The organism is Rhodococcus sp. ZPP (assembly GCF_017656075.1).
GTDB classification, from domain to species: Bacteria; Actinomycetota; Actinomycetes; order Mycobacteriales; family Mycobacteriaceae; genus Rhodococcus_F; species Rhodococcus_F oxybenzonivorans.
The window spans coordinates 2673012-2692561 of record NZ_CP058638.1 but is presented as its reverse complement, the minus strand read 5'-3'; the positions used below and the strand labels follow the sequence as shown (position 1 = coordinate 2692561).

The following is a 19550-nucleotide window of genomic DNA, read 5'->3' as shown; positions in this document are numbered from 1 at the left end:
TACAGTGCAGATGTGACCAGTGCAGATGTGACCTCCGACATAGCAGTCGCCAAATCGACCCGTACCCAGGCCGAGCGCACCGCCGCGATGCGCACACGATTGCTCGAGGCTGCGGTCGACTCGCTGGTCGAGCTCGGCTACGCGGGCACCACCACCCAGGGCATCGCCCGCCGGGCGGGTGTGTCGCGGGGAGCCCAGCTGCACCATTTCCCCACCAAGGAGTCGCTGGTGGTGGCGGCAGTGGAGTACCTCGTCGACAAGCGGATGGCGGAGATTCTCGCCGCCGAGGTGGACACCGACCGCGGCATCGACGTGCTGGCCGACGCCTTCTCCGGCCCGTTGTTCTATGCGGCACTCGAGTTGTGGGTGGCCGCCCGCACCGACTCCGCGTTGTTCGAGGCGATGGTTCCGCTGGAGCGGAAGGTCACCGAGGCCCTGCGGCAGGGGTCGGCGGAGGTGTTCGGCGATCGGTACGACGCCGACACCATCGAGATCGGTATCGAATTGGTTCGCGGTCTCGCGGTGTCGGCATTGTTCCGGACGCCCGAGGCCGATCGCTCACTACGCGCGCGGCTGCTGCCGGCGTGGGAATCGAAGGTGAAGAAGTCGTGAGTCTTCCGCAACATGTACACACGCTGGTCGTGGGAGCCGGTTTCGCAGGAATGGGTCTCGCGGCGCGGATCCTGCGGTCCGGTCCGGAGGCCGACGTCCTGATCATCGAGCGCGGCCACGATGTCGGCGGAACGTGGCGCGACAACACCTACCCGGGGTGTGCGTGCGATGTCCCGACGTCGCTGTACTCGTTCTCCTTTGCGCCCAGCGCCGACTGGAGTCACACCTTCGCCCGGCAACCGGAGATCTATCGGTACCTGAAGAAGGTCGCGGCCGACACCGGCATCCTGTCTCGGGTCGTGACCGACTGCGCCCTGGAGCAGGCGGACTGGGACGACGCCAAGGCGGTGTGGCATGTGCGCACGAGCCGTGGCTCGTTGACCGCCGATGTGGTGGTGGCGGCCACCGGTGCCCTGTCGACCCCGAGCATCCCGGATATGCCGGGACTAGGCACGTTCGGCGGCACCACGTTTCACTCCGCGACATGGAATCACGATCACGACCTCACCGGTGAGCGAGTGGCCGTCATCGGCACGGGTGCCTCGGCGGTGCAGTTCGTTCCGGAAATCGCGCCCCGCGCGAAGCATGTGACGGTCTTTCAACGTACGCCGGCGTGGGTCATCCCGCGGCTCGACCGAGTGCTCTCCGATCCCGAAAAGCGTCTGTATCGGCTAATGCCACTGGTGCAGAAAGCTGTCCGTGGTTCTGTCTACAGTTTCCGGGAAGCGCTCGGCGGAGTCCTGGCCCATGCCACCGGACTGCTGCCGTTGTTCGAAATGGTGGCCAAGGCGCATCTGCGTCGGCAGGTGCGCGACCCGGAACTGCGACGGAAGCTCACCCCCGATTTCACGATCGGCTGCAAGCGGATGTTGTTGTCGAACGACTGGTTGCGGACGCTCGACCGGCCGGACGTCACGCTCGTCGACGCAGGCCTGGCGGGTATCACCGAGGATGGTGTGGTCGACGCGGTCGGCAACGAACACAAGGTCGACACCATCATCTTCGCCACCGGTTTCACTCCTACGGAACCGCCTGTCGCGCACGCGCTCCGGGGCACCGACGGGCACACGCTGGCCGAGCACTGGAAGGGCAGTCCGCACGCCTACAAGGGGACCACGGTCACCGGATTCCCCAACCTCTTCCTGATGTACGGACCCAACACCAACCTCGGGCACAGCTCCATCGTGTACATGCTCGAATCGCAGTCTGCGTACATCACCGACGCGCTCGATGCCATGCGCGACAACGACATCGCGGCGTTCGAGGTCACTGAGGAGGCGCAGCGACGGTACAACGCGCGGATTCAATCCGGCTTGCAGAGCACCGTCTGGAACAAGGGTGGTTGTTCGAGCTGGTATTACGATGCGGAGGGCCGTAACTCGGTGCAGTGGCCGACGTTCACCTTCAGATTCCGCTCGCAACTGCAGCGCTTCGACCGGGAGAATTACGTGGCGCGTCGGAAGTCGGAGCAGGAGGCCGTCGCGTGACGCACTACGACGTGGTGGTGGTCGGTTCGGGTTTCGGCGGCAGTGTGGCTGCGCTGCGGCTCACCGAGAAGGGCTACAAGGTCGGAGTGCTGGAGGCGGGACGGCGTTTCGCCGACGACGAGATGCCGGAGACCAGCTGGAGATTGCGACGCTATCTGTGGGCTCCGTGGATGGGTTGCTATGGCATGCAACGTATCCACCTACTTCCCGATGTGCTCGTGATGGCGGGTGCCGGTGTCGGCGGTGGATCGCTCAATTATGCCAATACCCTGTATCAGCCGCCCCGGCGCTTCTTCGAAGACAAGCAGTGGGCGCACATCACCGACTGGCAGTCGGAGTTGGCGCCGTACTACGAGCAGGCCAAGAGGATGCTGGGCGTGCGGACCAACCCACTGTTCACCCCGGCCGACGCGATCATGCGTGAGGTGGCGGAAGAGATGGGGGTCGGTGAGACGTTCACGTCCACGCCGGTCGGTGTCTTCTTCGGCGAGCCCGGAGTCGCGGTCGCGGACCCGTACTTCGGGGGCAAGGGGCCTGATCGGGCCGGCTGCACCGAGTGCGGTGGCTGCATGACCGGCTGCCGCGTGGGCGCCAAGAACACACTGGTCAAGAACTACCTGTACCTGGCGGAACAGGCAGGTGCGCGGATCCATCCGCTCACCACGGTGAAGGAACTACGTCCACGTCAGGGCGGCGGATACGAGGTGCGTACTCGTCGAACGAACGGTATCCGTAAGCGGGAGAGCACCTTCACCGCCGACCAGGTGGTCGTGGCTGCCGGCACGTACGGAACCGCCCGGCTGTTACTCGCGATGAAGGAGGCCGGAACCTTGGCGCGGTTGTCGCCGCGGCTCGGAACGGTCGTCCGGACCAATTCGGAGGCCGTACTCGCGGCCACCGCGAAGAACCGGAGCACCGACTTCACGCGCGGCATCGCCATCACGTCCTCATTCCACCCCGACGACCACACTCACATCGAACCTGTCCGATACGGCAAGGGCAGCAATGCGATCGGTCTGCTGCAGACCGTCCTCAGTGATGGCGGCGGCCGGACACCTCGACTGCTGAAGACCGTCGGTGTCGCACTGCGCCGACCCGACGCCTTCCTGCGTAGTCTGTCGGTGCGGCACTGGTCCGAGCGGACGGTCATCGCGCTGGTGATGCAGACCGACGACAATTCGTTGGAACTCACCAAGGGGCGGGGCCGCTTCGGGCGTGCGGTCACCAGTCGGCCCGGTCCCGGCGCTCCGCCGCCGGAGTGGATACCTCAGGGGCACACGGCGATCCGCAAGGTCGCCGACAAGATCGACGGTGACCCCGGTGGCTCGCTGGGCGACGTGGTGAACATCCCGATGACCGCCCATTTCCTGGGTGGCTGCGCGATCGGCGACTCGCCCGACACCGGAGTCGTCGACCCGTACCTGCGGGCCTACGGGCACGACGGACTCCACGTGGCGGACGGATCCGTGGTCAGCGCGAACCTGGGCGTCAATCCGTCGCTCACCATCACCGCGCAAGCGGAGCGGGCGTTCGCGTTGTGGCCGAACAAGGGAGAGCTGGACCCCAGACCTGATCCGGGCGAGCCATACGTACGTATCGATCCGACGCCGCCGCGCTTCCCGGTGGTACCGGCCGACGCGCCGGGAGCCCTGCGGCTTCCGCTCACCGTGACGACCCGAAGGGAGGCCGTCGATGTGGAGCGTGCCTGAATCGAACACCGACCGCACCGAATGGCCCGAGAGCGTGCCGCCGCCGTGGCCGGCCGGGGTGCGTGCAACGCTGTGGTGGCATCGCGCGACCGCCGCCGCCCGTGAACTCGGGCCCGAGGGTGCGGTGCTGCCGGTGACACTCGCCATGATGGTCGACTACCTCGACTCGCCCGTCGGGCCGTATCGCGAGATCCTGGCCAGCCCGGTGCTGCGGGCGCCCGGTCGTCGCAGCGGTCCGATGCCGCGCATGGCCGTGCCGTTCATCGCGGTCGACTCGGAACCGTCCGTCCACGGCGGACGCGTGCACTGGAGCCTGCCCAAGGTCCCAGCCGCGTTCGACGGCGACGTCCACGGTGTGTTCGAGGCGTCATCCGTGTCGTCATCGGGAGGCCAGTGGCGTGTGTCGACGACGGCGCACCCGCGCGGTCCGCGGCTGCCGATCGCGGGCGCCTTGGGGTTCGCTCAGCCTGCAGAGTCGGGTGGACGCCTGATGACGGCGTCGGCCCGGCTGCGCGGGCACTTCCGGTACGCCCGTGTGAGCGTTCGGGCAGAGGGTCCCACTCTGGCCGACTGGCTGGTGGCCGGAACTCATCATGGTGTCGTGATCACGGACGGCCGTATGACCACCGGGCCTGCAAAGCTGCGCTGAGCGATCGCTTTCTTGACTAATTCCAAAAAAGGGCCATACTGGACCACATGCGACACGACCACGATCCCCGAGCACAATTGCGTGACGTGGGCCTCCGTGTCACTGCACCCCGGGTGGCGGTGTTGAATGCGGTTGCCGCGCAGCCGCATTCCGACGTCGACGACATCGCTGCCGTGGTGCGCGACCAGCTGGGTTCGGTGTCCACGCAAGCCGTGTACGACGTGCTGAAAGCGTGCACGGCCGCCGGTCTCCTTCGCCGAATCGAACCTGCGGGGTCACCCGCACGGTTCGAGACGCGAACCGGAGACAATCACCACCACCTCGTGTGTCGATCGTGCGGCACCGTTGCAGACGTCGATTGCGCCGTCGGTGGGGCGCCGTGCCTGGAGCCGTCGCAGTCGCACGGTTTCCAGATCGACGAGGCCGAAGTCGTCTTCTGGGGTCTGTGCGAACAGTGCAGGCCCGGGCCGACGGCATCCCAGACCTGACCCGTCTTCATCTACCACCCTCACACTGAGCACTCTGGAGGCTTTGCCATGCCTGAAACACAGCGCGCTACCACCACCAACGCCGGAATTCCTGTCGTCAGCGACAACGAATCGCTCACCGCGGGACCGCAGGGCCCCATCCTTCTGCACGACCACTATCTCGTCGAAAAGCTCGCCCAGTTCAACCGCGAGCGTGTCCCGGAGCGGGTGGTCCATGCCAAGGGCGGCGGTGCCTTCGGTGAGCTGGTCGTCACGCACGACGTGAGCCGGTACACGAAGGCGAAGCTCTTCCAGCTGGGAGCGAAGACCGAGTCGCTCGTGCGCTTCTCCACGGTCGCGGGCGAGCAGGGCAGTCCCGACACGTGGCGTGACCCCCGCGGATTCGCGGTGAAGTTCTACACCGAGGACGGCAACTACGACCTCGTCGGCAACAACACGCCGGTCTTCTTCATCAAGGACCCCATCAAGTTCCCCGACTTCATCCACTCGCAGAAGCGCCTGCCGGGTTCCGGCCTGCGCGACCACAACATGCAGTGGGACTTCTGGACCCTGCGCCCCGAGTCGGCACACCAGGTCACCTGGCTGATGGGTGATCGCGGGATTCCGAAGACGTGGCGTCACATGGACGGCTTCGGCTCCCACACCTATCAGTGGGTGAACGCCGAGGGTGAGCGGTTCTGGGTGAAATATCACTTCAAGACCGACCAGGGCATCGAATTCCTCACCCAGGCGGAGGCCGACGAGCTGGCCGGCACGTCGCCCGACCACCACCGCGCCGACCTGTACGACTCGATCACCCGCGGCGAGTTCCCCAGCTGGACGCTGAAAGTGCAGGTCATGCCGGTCGCCGAGGCGGAGGGGTACCGATTCAACCCGTTCGATCTCACCAAGGTGTGGTCCCAGAAGGACTACCCGCTGATCGAGGTCGGCAAGTGGACCCTGAACCGCAACCCCGACAACTTCTTCGCGCAGATCGAGCAGGCCTCGTTCGAGCCGTCGAATGTGGTTCCGGGAATCGGCTTCTCGCCCGACAAGATGCTGCTCGGGCGTGTCTTCTCCTACGCCGACGCACACAGGTACCGGATCGGCGCGAACTACGCCCAATTGCCGGTCAACGCTCCGAAGAACCAGGTCAACTCCTACTCACAGGACGGGGCGATGCGGTACGCGACCAACTCGCCGGAAACGCCGGTGTACGCGCCCAACTCGTACGGCGGTCCCCACGCGGACGCGTCCCTCGCCGGGGACGAGGGCCTGTGGGCCTTCGACGGAGAGTCGGTGCGCGCCGGCTACATCCAGCACTCCGAGGACGGCGACTTCACCCAGGCCGGCACGCTCGTACGTGAGGTTCTCGGTGACGACGAACGCGAGCGGTTGGTGAACAACATCGTCGGGCACGCGCTCGATGGCGTCAGCGAACCGGTTCTGCTGCGCGTCTTCGAGTACTGGAAGAACGTCGACGCCGACCTCGGCAAGCGCGTGGAAATCGGTGTCCGCGAAGGACAGAACAAAGCCTGAGGCGCACCGCCGGCGTCGGTGTCGATGCGCCCGCAACGAAACACGACCAGTGAGGAACTACATCATGAGTAATCCCATCACCAGCACGTTGGATCCCGCGCAGCAGAAGACTGCCGGCGACGCACTACAGGCCACCGTCGTGGATCTGATCGACCTCACCCTCATCGCCAAACAGGCGCACTGGAATGTGATCGGCCAGAACTTCCGGTCGGTCCATCTCGCGCTCGACGAGCTCGTGAGCGCGGCCCGCGACTTCACCGACGAGGCGGCGGAACGCGCGACCGCGATCGGCGTCAGTCCGGACGGCCGCGCAGCCACGGTCGCACAGGATTCCGGGGCCAAGGGCATCGGCGAAGGGTGGACCAAGGATGCCGAGATCACCGCGTCGATCGTCGGTAACCTCGCCGCCCTGATAGACCGCCTCCGCGAGCGTATCGCGGCCACCGAAACGGCCGACCCGGTGACGCAGGACCTGCTGATCTCCATCACCGCGCGGCTCGAGCAGTTGCATTGGATGTGGCAGGCGCAGGGCGTCTGAGCACTTGGGTCCGGACGTACTTCGTCGCCGCCGACGGTGCCGGAGTACGTCCGGCGTGTGACTGGAGTGTCGGATGGTGTTGCTAGGTTGAGCGGTGTCAGGACACCGGCTCGGATGACCGTGTCCCGGGTCGGGTTCGAAAGGTGCGTTCTTCCATGGTGATGGGTCCCACCCACGCAATGTCCGGTGCTGCCGTCGGTTTGGCGACGGCAGATCTGCTCCCGCTGGAATGGGGTGGGCCTACCTCGACGGCCGAGACGTTCACGTTCGCGGCCGTATGCGCAGGCGCGGCGTTGCTACCCGACCTCGACACCAGCCAGTCGACCGTTTCGCGGTCCTTCGGCCCCGTGAGCAGCATCGCTGCCAAGGGAGTCGACGCGGTGTCGCTCGGCTTCTACACGGTGACCAAGGGCAAACGAGACGGTAAGCGCCGCGGCGGGCACCGCACGCTCACGCACACAGCGTTGTTTGCCGCCGGGCTCGGAGCAGGCGTGTCGGCGCTCGTAGTGCAGTTCGGCAAGCCGGCCATCATCGCCACGCTGTTTCTCTGCCTGGGGCTGGCACTCCGCGGCCTCGCCGGTGAGTTCGCCAAAGAGAAAGGCTGGCTGGCCGTTTCGGCCGTGGCCGCGGTGCTGTCGGCGCTCACCTGGCAGTCATATCCCACCGAGGCCGGTTCCACCGGGCTCGGAGTCGCGGTGGCGCTCGGCTGCGCCACCCACTGCCTCGGCGATGCCATCACCAAGGAAGGCGTGCCCTTCCTCGCCCCGTTCCTGCCGCTGGGCAGAGAGCGGTGGTGGGAGTTCCGGCTGCCGTCCTTCCTCTCCATCCGGGCGGGCGGGCCTTTCGAGAAACTCGTTCTCGGGCCCGCCCTCACCATCGCCGTCGGGCTGATGATGATCTGGGCAGTCGACGGTGCACCGGAGGCGATCTACGACGCGTTCATGCCCGTAACCCAGTAGGACGCGTCAGGCTGCGAGCATCTTCTCGAGGTCGTCGAGTACCAGCATGGCACCGGTGGGACCGAGCGCCAGGAACCAGGTTTCGTCGCTGACGTGCACGGCGTGGCCGTCCTTGACCGCCTGAAGCTGGTTCCACAGCGGTCCACCGACCACAGCGGACTCGTCGGTCGTCTCGGGCGCGCCATAGCTGGAGTAGAAGATTCGGTCACCATCGGCCTGCGAGATGGTCTCCTGGCTGACCTCGACCGCGAGTTCGTCGACGTCCTGCACCTGCGGGCGGGGCAGCCCCACATCCTCGAGTATGACGCCGATGAACGACAGGTTGCCGTACAGCCGGATCTTGCCGGACATGAAGCGCACCAACGAGATCGTGGGCTCGCCGGTAATCGCGTCGCGGACCTCCCCGGCCCGGGTCTGATATGCGTTGAGCACTTCTTCGGCCTGCGCTTCCTCACCGAGCGCGTCGGCGGCCAGGAGGAAGTTCTCCTTCCACGGGAAGCCGGGACGGATACTGAACACCGTCGGTGCGATCGAGGAGAGCTGCGGGTAGAGCTTGTCGGCCCGCAGCTTGCTGCCGAGGATCAGATCGGGCTGCAATGCGGTGATCGCTTCGATGTTCAGGTTGTTGGTCGTTCCCACGTCGGGCACACCCGCCAGCTTGTCGGCCAGATACGACGGCTGACCCGCCGCGCTCTCCGGACTCGCCAATCCCACGGGCGTGATTCCCAGCGACAGGACGTCGTCGAGTTCGCCGCCGTCGAGGACCACGACCCGTTCCGGCTTCTTCTCGATGACCGTCTCGCCCAGTGCGTGCGTGACGGTGCGCGGGAATGCGCCCTGTTCGGCATCACTACCCAGTTTGGCGGTCTCCTCGTCAGCGGTGGCGAACAGCCGTCCGCCGGTGGCGACGTCGGTATTGCCGGAACTGGACCCGGTGTCGGTGGTGCCGCAGGCGGCGAGAAAGACGGTGGCCAGGGCGACGAGCCCGGCCTTCAGGGGAGACCTCGTAGACATGAGGGCAGGCTAGCCTACCGACTTGGCGGCCGGCGTCCGGGAGTCGTTGGCCCCGGGTCCGGGGAAAGAGAAAGACCCCCTCCGCCTGAGCGGAAGGGGTCTCACATCAATCCCACACTGTCGGGGTGGCGGGATTTGAACCCACGACCTCTTCGTCCCGAACGAAGCGCGCTACCAAGCTGCGCCACACCCCGTGTCGAACCTCGGCTAGCTTACAGCACAGAGTCAGCCGCGATTAAATCCGCAGTTCAGCGGCGTATAACCGAGCTTTCCGACGGCTGCGTCCGGCCTTCGCCTGCACCGCTGTCCGACCCGCCACGCTTTGCAGGTACCAACGTCAGCAGCGTCGCCTCGGGACGGCAGCAGAAGCGGGCCGGAGCCCACGGCGACGTGCCGATACCAGCGGACACGTGCAATCGGGTGTGGGCACCCCACTTCGACGGACCCTTGACCCGAGAACGGTCGATCTGGCAATTGGTGACCAGTGCCCCGTAGAACGGCAGACACAGCTGACCGCCGTGGGTGTGACCCGCCAGCACCAGGTCGTACCCGTCGTCCGCGAACCGGTCGAGCACCCGCGGTTCGGGGGAGTGGGTGAGGCCCAGACGTAGATCCGCCAACGGATTCGGCGGCCCGGCGATGGTGTCGTAACGGTCGCGTTGCAAGTGGGGATCGTCCACGCCGGCCGACGCGATCCGGACCCCCGACACCTCGAGGTCGCGGCGCACGTGTGTGACGTCGAACCAACCCCGCTCGGTGAAGGCAGCGCGGAGATCGCCCCACGGCAAGGGGTCACCCAGGACGCGCTTGTGCTCCCTGCGGAAGTACTTCATCGGATTCTTCGGCTTGGGCGCGAAGTAGTCGTTGCTGCCGAACACGAACAGGCCCGGGCGTGCGAGCAGATTCCCCAGCGCCTGGACCACCGCGGGGACGGCCCGCTGATGGGACAGATTGTCTCCGGTGTTCACCACCAGGTCGGGTTCGAGGTTGTCCAGCTCACGCAGCCAGTTCTGCTTCAGGCGCTGTCCGGGCATCATGTGCAGGTCGCTGATGTGTAGCACCCGCAGTGTGGACGACCCGGGCGCCAGCACCGGCATCGTTACCTCACGGAGCGCAAACGCGTTGCGTTCGATGAGGGAGGCGTAGCCGACACCGAGGGCGGCGGCGCCCGCTGTACCCAGCGCGGCACGGGTCAGGGTGGTGCGGAACTCGTTGGACACCCTTTCAGGATACGGGTGCGTGCGATCGAGGTGCAGGGTACAAAGTGATGCTCCGCATTCCGTGCGTGGGACGCGGCATTCTCGTGCGTGCGAGCGCGTAGCGTTTCGGCCATGCCAGATTCACTGAAAGCAAGACTGCGCTCCGACATGACGGCCGCCATGAAGGCGAAGGATTCGCTGCGCACCGCCACTATTCGCATGCTCATGGCCGCCGTGCAGACCGAGGAGGTCTCCGGCAAGGAAGCCCGTGAACTCACCGACGACGAGGTGCTGAAGGTCCTCGCGAAGGAGTCGAAGAAGCGCGGAGAGTCCGCCGAGATCTACACCGAGAACGGCCGCGGGGAACTGGCGGCGCAGGAACGCGCCGAGGCCCAGATCATCGACGAATACCTGCCGACCCCGCTCAACGACGCGGAACTCGTGGACGTCGTCGACACGGCCATCGCTCAGGTGGCGGAGGAGATCGGGGAGCGCCCCGGCATACGCCAGATGGGTCAGGTCATGAAGGCGGCCACCGCACTCGCCGGCGGCAAGGCCGATGGCTCGAGGTTGTCCCACGCCGTCAAGTCGCGCCTCTGAACCTACGTGCGTGGGAAGTGTGTGCGCACTTCCCACGCACGCATGGTCAGCGCGGTATGGGCGGCAGCTGAATCGGCGGCAGGCCGGGCAACTGGATGGGCGGTAGGGGGATGCCCTGCCCGGGTACCTGCTGCGGTGCCGCCCGCACCGATCCGTCGCTGACATAGATCGTGATGGTCGAACCGGGGATGGCCGATCCGGAGGGCGAGGCGCCCGTCACCGTTCCCTTGGCCGCCTGAGCCTGCGTGGTCACGGCGTTGACGGTGAAGCCTGCTGCCTGCAGCCGCGAGGTGGCGGCCGACTGGCTGAGTCCGACGACATCCGGAACCTGGCCGTTCTGGGATCCCCGCACATATTTCTGGTCGACCGGCGGCAGGGTCGTCGGGCCGAAGTTGTTGACGATCGGGTTCATCGCCGCGTACCACGTGCGGGCCGGTTCGTTACCACCGAAGAGGTTGCCGTCACCGCAGGGACGCAGCGGGCTCGAGCAGATCTCGCCCGGTGTAGGGGAGTCACCGAACACGTACACGGCTGCCGCGAGGTTGTTGGTGAACCCGAGGAAGCCCGAGGACATGTGCGATTCCGTGGTGCCGGTCTTACCCGCCATAGGGAGCGTCCAGCCGACGCTGCCCGCCGCGGCGGCAGAGGTGCCACCGGGCTTGTCGTCCTTGCTCATCGCGTTGGTGAGGGTATCGGCCAGTCCTGGCTCCACGACTTGCTCACAGGCCTGCTGGGTCACCGAAACGGGCTTGCCTTCGCGGTCGAACACCGAGTCGATCGGGGTGGGCGGGCACCACTTGCCGTGCGAGGCGAGCGTCGCGGCGACATTCGACAGTTCGAGGGGGTTGATCCAGGTGGGCCCGAGGGTGAACGACCCCAGATTCTGATCCTTCTGGAAATCGGCCATGCTGCGCTCGTCGAAGCCGGAAGTGCCGGGCTGGGCGTAGGAGCGCAATCCCAGACGCACCGCCATGTCGACGGTCGGGGCAACGCCGGTGGCCTGGATCAACTTCACGAACGCCGTGTTCGGCGACTGCGCCAGCGCATCGGTCACCGACAGTGCCGCCGGATACCGGCCCGCATTCTCGACGCAGTAGGTGGCCGCAGGGCACCCTCGGGCGCCACCGCTACCCATGCCGCGGGCCTCGAATCGACCGGGAACGTCCAGGACGGCACTGGTGCCGAGGCCCTTCTCCATGGCGGCGGCCGTCGTGAAGATCTTGAAGATCGATCCGGCGCCGTGACCGGCCAGTGAGTACGGCTGCGCCTGGACGGTCTCACTGGCGTTGGCGTCGAGCCCGTAGGTGCGGCTACTGCCCATTGCCAGGATCCGATGCGAGTCCTGTCCGGGCTGGACGACGTTCATCACGTTGGCGATGCCGTCGAGGTTCGGCCTGGCATTCGCGGTGAGCGCTGCCTTGGTCGACGCCTGCACGGCCGGGTCGAGCGTGGTCTTGATCAGGTAGCCGCCCTTGTCGATCTGCTCGCGACTGATTCCGGCGTTGGCCAGATACTGCAGGGCGTAATCGCAGAAGAAGCCGCGATCACCCGCGGCGATGCATCCCCGCGGCAACCGGTTGGGCTCGGGCAGCACCCCGAGTGGGGTCTCCTTGAGGGCCCGGAACTCCGAGGCGCGGTCGGGGATGTTGGCAATCATCGTGTCGAGGACGACGTTGCGGCGCTCGAGCACGCCCTCCGGATTGGTGTACGGGTTGAGCGCCGAGCTCGACTGCACCATGCCCGCGAGCATCGCGGCTTGGCCCGCGTTCAGTTCGGATGCATCGATGCCGAAGTACGTCTGCGCGGCGTCCTGAATTCCGAACGAGGCGTTGCCGAAGGGGACCAGGTTGAGATACCGGGTGAGGATCTCGTCCTTGGTGAGCTCCTTGTCGAGCGTGAGCGCCATCCGGATCTCCCGGATCTTGCGCGCCGGAGTGGTCTCGATTGCGGCGCGGCGTTCGGCGTCCGTCTTCGCGACGACGAGCAGCTGGTAGTTCTTCACATACTGCTGGTCGAGCGTGGACGCGCCCTGCTGCACCTCACCACTGGTCGTATTGGTGAGGAAGGCGCGCATGGTGCCCTGCCAGTCGACGCCCTTGTGCTCGGGGAATCGGCGGTCCTCGACCGAGACGATTGCGAGCTTCATCTCGTTGGAGATCTTCTCGCTCGGGACTTCGAACCGTCGCTGCTCGTACAGCCAGGCGATGGGGTTGCCCGCGGAGTCGACCATCGTCGAGACGGCCGGCACGGTGCCCTCGACCAATTCGGCGGAGACGTTGTCGACGGTGTCAGCCGCTCGGTTGGACATGAAACCGAAGCCGCCGGCGAGCGGGAACATCACGCCGGCGAGCAGTACACCTGCCAGGGCGGAGGATCCGGCGAGCTTCCCCACTGTTTTTGCAATCGACACGATCTACAGACTACGTGGGCTCCGCGGGTGCCCTGGTTGGGCGCGGATTTCGAGGAAGAAACTGCCCTGAGCACGGGGTATGGACGGGCGTACCAAAAAAGCGTCTTCCCCGTCTTGCGCGTTGCGGTTTCTTTACTTAAGTTGTTGGAACAGTGTGATGGAGGTAACACTCTATTGCGAATGTGGTGCAGCTCTTCCGTGATAAGTGCTGGGCTGCGCAGACTCGAAAAGGGGAAACGAATGCACATGACCACCCCAACCAGCCGTCTGGACGTCGAGCAAGCAGAAGCCCGAATCGCCTGGGTTACGCAGGCCCGTTGCCGGGAAGTCGATCCCGATCAACTTTTTGTACGTGGCGCAGCGCAGCGCAAGGCTGCGACGATTTGCCGGCATTGCCCGGTGTTGATGCAGTGTGGAGCCGATGCTCTCGACAATCGGGTCGAGTTCGGGGTGTGGGGCGGCATGACGGAACGTCAGCGTCGGGCGTTGCTCAAGCAGCATCCCGAGGTCGAGTCGTGGTCCGACTTCTTCGAAGCGCAGCGGCAACACCAGTCCGCCGTCTGACCTCCCGCTTCGGGTGGGCTGACGGAAGGAAATCGCTAGGTGGGTGAGCCGTTTCTCCGGCGGAGCTGATCAGCTCCTGCTGGTGAGCTGATCACCCACCGCTCTCAGCGCCTCGAGATCCGACACCTCGAACGGCAATGAGGGAACGCCGACGATCGGCACCCGAGGGTGGGCGGCCGTGAACCGGCTCAGTAGTTGTACCTCTCGCTTCGCTATCACTGCTCGGTGGGCATGAATCCGCAGGACAGCCGAGGTGAGGGGATCCTGTTCCCCCAGTTGATCGGCGGCAGTGACCGCGTGATCGGCGGGCAGGGAACTGAGGGTGGGATGCGTCCGATTCAGGACCAGGCCCGCGAGCGGCATGCCGTCGCCCCCGAGCCGGTCCACGAAGAACGCCGCCTCCCTCAGGGCATCCGGCTCGGCCGCTGCGATCACCAGAAAACTGGTGCCGGGCTGTCGGAGCAACTCGTAAGTACGCGTTGCCCTTTCGCGGAAACCGCCGAACATGGAGTCGAGTGATTGCACGAAACTCGATGCGTCGGACAGCATCTGACTACCGACGATGGTGGACACGCCGCGTAGCGCCAGCCCCATCGCGCCGGTCACGAGCCGGGTGAGGCCGCGTCCGGGTGCGGTCAGCAACCGGATCATACGACCGTCGAGGAAGGCGCCGAGGCGCTGTGGGGCGTCGAGGAAGTCCAGCGCGTTGCGGGACGGCGGGGTGTCGACCACCACGAGGTCCCATTCCTTGCTGGACGCGAGCTGGCCCAGCTTCTCCATTGCCATGTACTCCTGCGTTCCCGAGAACGAGGTGGCGACGGTCTGATAAAAGGGATTGGCGAGAATCTGCTGCGCCTTTTCCGGCGTGGAATGCTCGATCACCATCTCGTCGAACGTGCGGCGCATGTTGAGCATCATCGCGTGGAGTTCGCCCGTGGCACCGGGTCCGAGCTGCACCGGCTGCGGCGAGTTGTCGAGTTCCTGAACCCCGAGAGCCTGGGCGAGCCTGCGGGCCGGATCGATGGTCAGCACGACCACCTTCCTTCCGCGTTCCGCCGCCCGCAGCGCCAGCGAAGCAGCCGTCGTGGTCTTGCCGACCCCACCGGCTCCGCAGCACACCACGATCCGGGTGGCCGGGCTCTCGAGAATGCCGGCCATGTCGAGGGCGGGAGCGGTTCGACGCCGCTCGTGTTCCATCGTCTGGGTCATCGGACACCCTGTTCCGTCAGAAATTCGGCGAGTTCGTACAACCCGCCCAGGTCCACACCGTCGGCGAGGGAGGGAAGGTGCAGGCGCGCCCCGTCCACCTCGCCGAGCTGTCCGGCACTCTCCTGCTGGGCTTCGAGTACCGAGGCGTGCTCGATGGTCTCGGTCAGCAGTCCGGCAAAGTCCTCCTCGTTCACCGTAATTCCGCTCTTCTCCAGCCCTGCACGAACGGCGTCCGCGTCGATGCGTCCCTTCGCGACCTCGGCCAAGGTCTCGTCCGGAAGGAACTGCGGGCTCGTCCGGTTCACGATGATGGTTCCCAAGCGGAGATCGGCCCGGGCGAGTTCTTCGGCCGCATCCGCCGTCTCCTGCACAGGCAGTGCCTCGAGCAGCGCGACCAGATGCACCACGGTGTCGTCCGAATGAAGCAGCCGCACGACGCCTTCGCTCTGCGAGCGAACCGGGCCGCCCTTCGCGAGATCCGCCATTGCCTTGGTGACGTCGAGGAAATTGCTGATGCGACCCGTCGGGGGGGCGTCGACGACCACGGCGTCGTAGACCCGCCGTCCGGAATTGTCGGTGCGCACGACGCATTCCTTGATCTTGCCCGTCAGCAGCACGTCGCGAAGTCCGGGCGCGATGGTGGTGGCGAATTCGATGGCGCCGAATCTGCGCATCGCCCTGCCGGCGAAGCCGAGGTTGTAGAACATTTCGAGGTACTCGAGGAAGGCGGTTTCGATGTCGATGGCCAGCGCCATCACCTCGCCGCCTCCTTCGGCCGCCGCGACCTTCGTCTCCTGCGGCGGCAGTGGAGGCACGTCGAAGAGCTGGGCGATGCCCTGCCTGCCCTCGACTTCGACCAACAGCACACGACGCCCGCCCTCCGCCAGGGCGAGGGCCAACGCGGCGGCGACCGTGGACTTTCCGGTGCCACCTTTTCCGGACACGAAGTGCAGCCGCGCGCGCGCCGCCTTCTCTGGCCATGTCGGGGTGAACTGCTCTGGGGATGCAACCACGCGTCGAGCCTATAAGTCTGGGAGCCGGGATGTGCGGGGGATAGGCTCACCGGCATGAGTGAATTGACTTCCTGGGAGTACGCCACCGTTCCGCTGCTCACACACGCCACCAAGCAGATCCTCGACCAGTGGGGAACCGACGGCTGGGAACTGGTCACGGTTCTCCCCGGACCCACCGGTGAGCAGCACGTTGCGTACCTGAAGCGTCCGAAGGGCTGAGAGCGTGACGGAAACACAGAACTGGTCGGCCCGCCTGACCGAGCTGGGCGTGACGCTGCCGCCCGTCGTGCCACCGGTAGCCGCCTACGTCCCGGCCCTGCGCACCGGCAACTACGTGTACACCTCGGGACAGCTGCCGATCGTCGACGGCAAGCTGACCACCAAGGGCAAGGTCGGCGCCGACGTGTCGGAAGACGACGCCAAAGCGGGAGCGCGCACCTGTGCACTCAATGCGCTGGCGGCAATCGACGCGCTGGTCGGCATCGACTCCGTGGTGCGCATCGTCAAGGTCGTCGGCTTCGTCGCGTCCGCCGAGGGATTCACCGGTCAGCCCGGTGTCGTGAACGGCGCGTCCGAGTTCTTCGGTGAGATCTTCGGTGAGGCCGGCGCGCACGCCCGGTCCGCTGTCGGTGTCGCGGAGCTGCCCCTCGGTGCACCTGTCGAGGTGGAAGTCATCGCCGAAGTGCGGACGGAAGCGTAACGCGATGACGCTTGCTCATCCCGCCTACGGGCAGGTCCGTGCGGTCACCCCGATCGTCTCGGTCGTGCTCGAGAACAATCCCGGCATGATGACGCTCGACGGCACCAACACCTGGATACTGCGAGCACCGGGTCGGGACGAGTGTGTGGTGGTGGATCCGGGCGATCAGGACGAAGAGCACCTCGCCCGGATCGCCGCCCTCGGTCCCGTCGCCATGACGTTGATCACCCATCGTCACGTCGATCACACCGGCGGGGTGCAGCGTTTCTTCGAACTGACCGGAGCCGCGGTACGTTCGGTCGACCCCGAGTTCCTCCGCGGAGGCGGGGAGCCGCTCGTCGACGGCGAGATCATCGACGTCGCCGGGCTCACCATCAGTGTTGTCGCGACACCGGGTCATACTCGTGACTCGGTGTCCTTCACGGTGGAAGGCGAAGGCACGGTCCTGACCGGGGACACGATCCTCGGGCGCGGCACCACAGTCCTCGACGACTCGGACGGCGACCTCGGCGACTATCTGTCTTCGCTGCGTCGTCTACTCGACCTCGGGCCGGGTCACCGCGTCATGCCCGGCCACGGACCCGAGTTGCCCGACTTGCACACCGTCGCCCGGCAGTACCTCGATCATCGTGAGGAGCGTCTCGCTCAGGTTCAGGCAGCGATCGCGGACCTGGGCGAGGAAGCCACGGCCAGGGAGGTGGTCGAGCACGTGTACTCGGACGTCGATCCGCAGCTGTGGCCGGCGGCCGAGAAGTCGGTCAACGTGCAGCTCGCGTACTTGCGGGCACCCAACTGAGAAACGCTTCGGCCACCCTGGTCGCAGGGGTGGCCGAAGCGTTGTCGAGCGCGAAAGCTATCGGGCGCGACGCGCCAGACGCTCGGAGTCGGAGATCAGCACGCTCTTGCCTTCGAGACGCAGCCAGCCGCGGTGTGCGAAGTCCGCGAGCGCCTTGTTGACCGTCTCGCGGGAGGCGCCGACGAGCTGGGCGATCTCCTCCTGCGTGAGGTCGTGCGTGACGCGCAGCGAACCGGCTTCCTGCGTGCCGAACCGCTGAGCGAGCTGCAGCAGGGCCTTGGCGACACGGCCGGGAACATCCGTGAAGATCAGGTCGGCCAGGTTGTTGTTGGTGCGCCGCAGACGTCGCGCGAGCACCCGGAGGAGCTGTTCGGCGATCTCGGGACGATGGTCGATCCACGCCTTGAGTGCTTCGCGATCCATGCTCACGGCGCGAACCTCGGTCACCGTGGTCGCGGTGGACGTACGCGGGCCGGGGTCGAAGATGGACAGTTCGCCGAACATGTCCGACGGCCCCATGATCGTGAGCAGGTTCTCGCGGCCGTCCGGTGAGCGGCGGCCGATCTTCACCTTGCCCGAGACGATGATGTACAGGCGGTCACCGGGCTCACCTTCGTTGAAGATGACATGTCCGCGGGGGAAGTCGACAGGCTGCAGCTGCTTCGTCAGCGCCGCTACTGCTGAGGGCTCGACTCCTTGGAAGATGCCGGCTCTTGCCAGGACGTCGTCCACGTGCGCTCCTTGGGAATATTCGTTCGTCTGTAGTCATATTGTGCGCGATTTGCTGCACGTCGACGGCGCCCCGGTCATCGGCGGCGTGTCGCTGTGCAACAGGTTCGGCTCTGAAGTCTACGTTGAGACGGCTCGGTCTGAGTGACCGATACCACGCAAGTCGGAAAAGTTAACCGTACGTACGTGCTCCGAAACACATCATCCGGTGGTCAGCTGGCGCGACGTGAGCCGACTTCCGTCACCGCAGCGTCGTCGCTGTCGAACCGCGAGTGCCCTCTGCGCCGCCGGTGGAAGCGGGCAAGGGCATGCGGGAATCCCTCGTGTGCCAGGGTGGCCACTTCGTCGTGACTTGCCTGGTCGAGAAACTCTTCCACCTCTTGCTGCCGAACGGTGAGCCGGCGGAGCCGGAACTCCACACGTTCCATGGCCAGCGCAAACAGCATCAGCAGCACTGGGAAGAGGACCACAGCGAGACCTTGCATACCGGGTAGTAAACACTGCGAATGTCTCAGATGCGACACAGCGGCGATTCGGATCGCGGCCGGGTCCGTAGAGTTGGACCCGTGCATGTGACCCCCAGTGACGGCTCCAGTCTGCGTGGACGCGCCCGTTCCCGGGCCGCGAATCAGGAGGAATCCCGGCTCGGCCTCGTGCGACGCGCCCGGAGGATGAACCGCCGCCTCGCGGAGGCTTTCCCACACGTCTATTGCGAGCTCGACTTCACCACTCCACTGGAACTCGCGGTCGCGACCATCCTCTCCGCACAGTGCACCGATGTCCGGGTCAACATGACGACGCCGGCGTTGTTCGCCCGCTACCCGGATGCGAAGGCGTATGCGGAAGCCGAACGCACGGAGCTCGAGGAGTACATCCGGTCCACCGGTTTCTACCGCAACAAGGCGACGTCGCTGATCGGCCTCGGGCAGGCTCTCCTCGAGCATCACGACGGAGAGGTTCCGAATACCCTGAAGGAACTGGTGAAGCTTCCCGGTATCGGACGCAAGACCGCCAACGTGATTCTGGGCAACGCCTTCGATGTCCCGGGCATCACCGTCGACACTCATTTCGGTCGGCTGGTCCGGCGCTGGCAATGGACCGACGAGGAGGATCCCGTCAAGGTCGAGCACGCGGTCGGGGCAATCATCGAACGCAAGGAATGGACTCTGTTGTCCCACCGGGTGATTTTCCACGGTCGGCGCGTCTGCCATGCCCGGAAGCCGGCATGTGGCGTGTGTGTTCTGGCCAAGGACTGTCCGTCGTACGGTCTGGGCCCGGTCGACCCCGACGTCGCTGCCGAGTTGGTGCGCGGACCGGAGACCGAGCATCTGCTTCGTCTGGCCGGCCGGTGAGGAT

At 65.9% G+C, this 19550-nt stretch carries 21 protein-coding genes and 1 tRNA gene; 14 read left to right on the top strand and 8 right to left on the bottom strand.

The window, feature by feature from the left end; genetic code table 11:
- Positions 1-87: 87 nt before the first annotated feature.
- The 8 genes from HYG77_RS12750 (at position 88) to HYG77_RS12715 (ending at position 7960) form a co-directional block, all read left to right on the top strand.
- On the top strand, positions 88-612 hold the full coding sequence (locus HYG77_RS12750; protein ID WP_109334825.1) for a TetR/AcrR family transcriptional regulator: 525 nt from the start codon (positions 88-90) through the stop codon (positions 610-612).
- Positions 609-2099, top strand: coding sequence for an NAD(P)/FAD-dependent oxidoreductase (locus HYG77_RS12745; protein WP_208962834.1), 1491 nt, complete (start codon positions 609-611; stop codon positions 2097-2099). The genes HYG77_RS12750 and HYG77_RS12745 overlap by 4 nt, the downstream gene beginning before the upstream one ends.
- Positions 2096-3808 carry a GMC family oxidoreductase gene (locus tag HYG77_RS12740; protein ID WP_208962833.1) on the top strand — a complete coding sequence of 571 codons (1713 nt, stop codon included), beginning with the start codon at positions 2096-2098 and terminating at the stop codon, positions 3806-3808. The genes HYG77_RS12745 and HYG77_RS12740 overlap by 4 nt, the downstream gene beginning before the upstream one ends.
- Entirely contained in the window at positions 3792-4457 is a 666-nt protein-coding gene (locus tag HYG77_RS12735) for a hypothetical protein (RefSeq protein ID WP_208962832.1), read from the top strand. The genes HYG77_RS12740 and HYG77_RS12735 overlap by 17 nt, the downstream gene beginning before the upstream one ends.
- A 47-nt stretch (positions 4458-4504) precedes the next feature.
- The gene (locus HYG77_RS12730) at positions 4505-4945 is read left to right on the top strand and encodes a Fur family transcriptional regulator (RefSeq protein ID WP_208962831.1); all 441 of its coding nucleotides are present in this window, start codon (positions 4505-4507) and stop codon (positions 4943-4945) included.
- A 48-nt stretch (positions 4946-4993) separates the two neighbouring features.
- Complete coding sequence (locus HYG77_RS12725; protein WP_208962830.1) at positions 4994-6463, top strand: catalase; 1470 nt, start codon at positions 4994-4996, stop codon at positions 6461-6463.
- A 64-nt stretch (positions 6464-6527) separates the two neighbouring features.
- The gene (locus tag HYG77_RS12720; RefSeq protein ID WP_109334826.1) at positions 6528-7001 is read left to right on the top strand and encodes a DNA starvation/stationary phase protection protein; all 474 of its coding nucleotides are present in this window, start codon (positions 6528-6530) and stop codon (positions 6999-7001) included.
- Positions 7002-7156: 155 nt separating this feature from the next.
- A complete protein-coding gene (locus tag HYG77_RS12715) occupies positions 7157-7960 on the top strand; it encodes a metal-dependent hydrolase (protein ID WP_109326338.1) in 804 nt (267 codons plus the stop codon).
- A gap of 6 nt (positions 7961-7966) precedes the next feature.
- Here the strand turns inward: HYG77_RS12715 and HYG77_RS12710 are convergent, their stop codons facing one another.
- From HYG77_RS12710 to HYG77_RS12700, 3 genes are all read right to left on the bottom strand, one after another.
- Positions 7967-8974 carry an iron-siderophore ABC transporter substrate-binding protein gene (locus HYG77_RS12710; protein WP_109326339.1) on the bottom strand — a complete coding sequence of 336 codons (1008 nt, stop codon included), beginning with the start codon at positions 8972-8974 and terminating at the stop codon, positions 7967-7969.
- A gap of 120 nt (positions 8975-9094) precedes the next feature.
- Positions 9095-9168 (bottom strand) — tRNA-Pro (locus HYG77_RS12705).
- A gap of 54 nt (positions 9169-9222) precedes the next feature.
- On the bottom strand, positions 9223-10194 hold the full coding sequence (locus tag HYG77_RS12700) for a metallophosphoesterase (protein WP_109326344.1): 972 nt from the start codon (positions 10192-10194) through the stop codon (positions 9223-9225).
- A gap of 111 nt (positions 10195-10305) precedes the next feature.
- Between HYG77_RS12700 and HYG77_RS12695 the strand changes: the two genes are divergently transcribed.
- Positions 10306-10773 carry a GatB/YqeY domain-containing protein gene (locus HYG77_RS12695; protein ID WP_109326348.1) on the top strand — a complete coding sequence of 156 codons (468 nt, stop codon included), beginning with the start codon at positions 10306-10308 and terminating at the stop codon, positions 10771-10773.
- Between the two features lie 46 nt (positions 10774-10819).
- Here HYG77_RS12695 and HYG77_RS12690 read toward each other — a convergent pair whose 3' ends face one another.
- Positions 10820-13165 carry a transglycosylase domain-containing protein gene (locus tag HYG77_RS12690; RefSeq protein WP_109326349.1) on the bottom strand — a complete coding sequence of 782 codons (2346 nt, stop codon included), beginning with the start codon at positions 13163-13165 and terminating at the stop codon, positions 10820-10822.
- A gap of 258 nt (positions 13166-13423) precedes the next feature.
- On the opposite strand from HYG77_RS12690, the gene HYG77_RS12685 reads away from it, so the two are divergent.
- Entirely contained in the window at positions 13424-13747 is a 324-nt protein-coding gene (locus HYG77_RS12685) for a WhiB family transcriptional regulator (RefSeq protein WP_005248496.1), read from the top strand.
- Positions 13748-13816: 69 nt separating this feature from the next.
- Here HYG77_RS12685 and HYG77_RS12680 read toward each other — a convergent pair whose 3' ends face one another.
- Together HYG77_RS12680 and HYG77_RS12675 are read right to left on the bottom strand one after the other, a co-directional pair.
- Complete coding sequence (locus HYG77_RS12680; protein ID WP_208962829.1) at positions 13817-14956, bottom strand: ArsA family ATPase; 1140 nt, start codon at positions 14954-14956, stop codon at positions 13817-13819.
- Positions 14953-15969 (bottom strand): ArsA-related P-loop ATPase, encoded by a 1017-nt coding sequence (locus HYG77_RS12675; RefSeq protein WP_109326351.1) that lies wholly within the window; start codon positions 15967-15969, stop codon positions 14953-14955. The genes HYG77_RS12680 and HYG77_RS12675 overlap by 4 nt, the downstream gene beginning before the upstream one ends.
- 54 nt (positions 15970-16023) lie before the next feature.
- Between HYG77_RS12675 and HYG77_RS12670 the strand changes: the two genes are divergently transcribed.
- The 3 genes from HYG77_RS12670 to HYG77_RS12660 are packed head-to-tail and all read left to right on the top strand — an operon-like array spanning position 16024 to position 17465.
- The gene (locus HYG77_RS12670) at positions 16024-16188 is read left to right on the top strand and encodes a DUF4177 domain-containing protein (RefSeq protein ID WP_005248493.1); all 165 of its coding nucleotides are present in this window, start codon (positions 16024-16026) and stop codon (positions 16186-16188) included.
- 4 nt (positions 16189-16192) lie between these two features.
- Positions 16193-16669 (top strand): RidA family protein, encoded by a 477-nt coding sequence (locus tag HYG77_RS12665; protein WP_109326352.1) that lies wholly within the window; start codon positions 16193-16195, stop codon positions 16667-16669.
- A 4-nt stretch (positions 16670-16673) separates the two neighbouring features.
- Entirely contained in the window at positions 16674-17465 is a 792-nt protein-coding gene (locus HYG77_RS12660) for an MBL fold metallo-hydrolase (protein ID WP_109326357.1), read from the top strand.
- 57 nt (positions 17466-17522) lie between these two features.
- On the opposite strand, the gene HYG77_RS12655 is transcribed toward HYG77_RS12660, so the two are convergent.
- Complete coding sequence (locus tag HYG77_RS12655; protein ID WP_005256089.1) at positions 17523-18197, bottom strand: Crp/Fnr family transcriptional regulator; 675 nt, start codon at positions 18195-18197, stop codon at positions 17523-17525.
- Between the two features lie 209 nt (positions 18198-18406).
- Complete coding sequence (locus tag HYG77_RS12650) at positions 18407-18679, bottom strand: hypothetical protein (RefSeq protein ID WP_109334827.1); 273 nt, start codon at positions 18677-18679, stop codon at positions 18407-18409.
- Positions 18680-18760: 81 nt separating this feature from the next.
- Here HYG77_RS12650 and nth point away from each other — a divergent pair, with 81 nt between their 5' ends.
- Entirely contained in the window at positions 18761-19546 is a 786-nt protein-coding gene (nth, locus tag HYG77_RS12645; protein ID WP_109326358.1) for an endonuclease III, read from the top strand.
- Positions 19547-19550 lie beyond the last annotated feature (4 nt).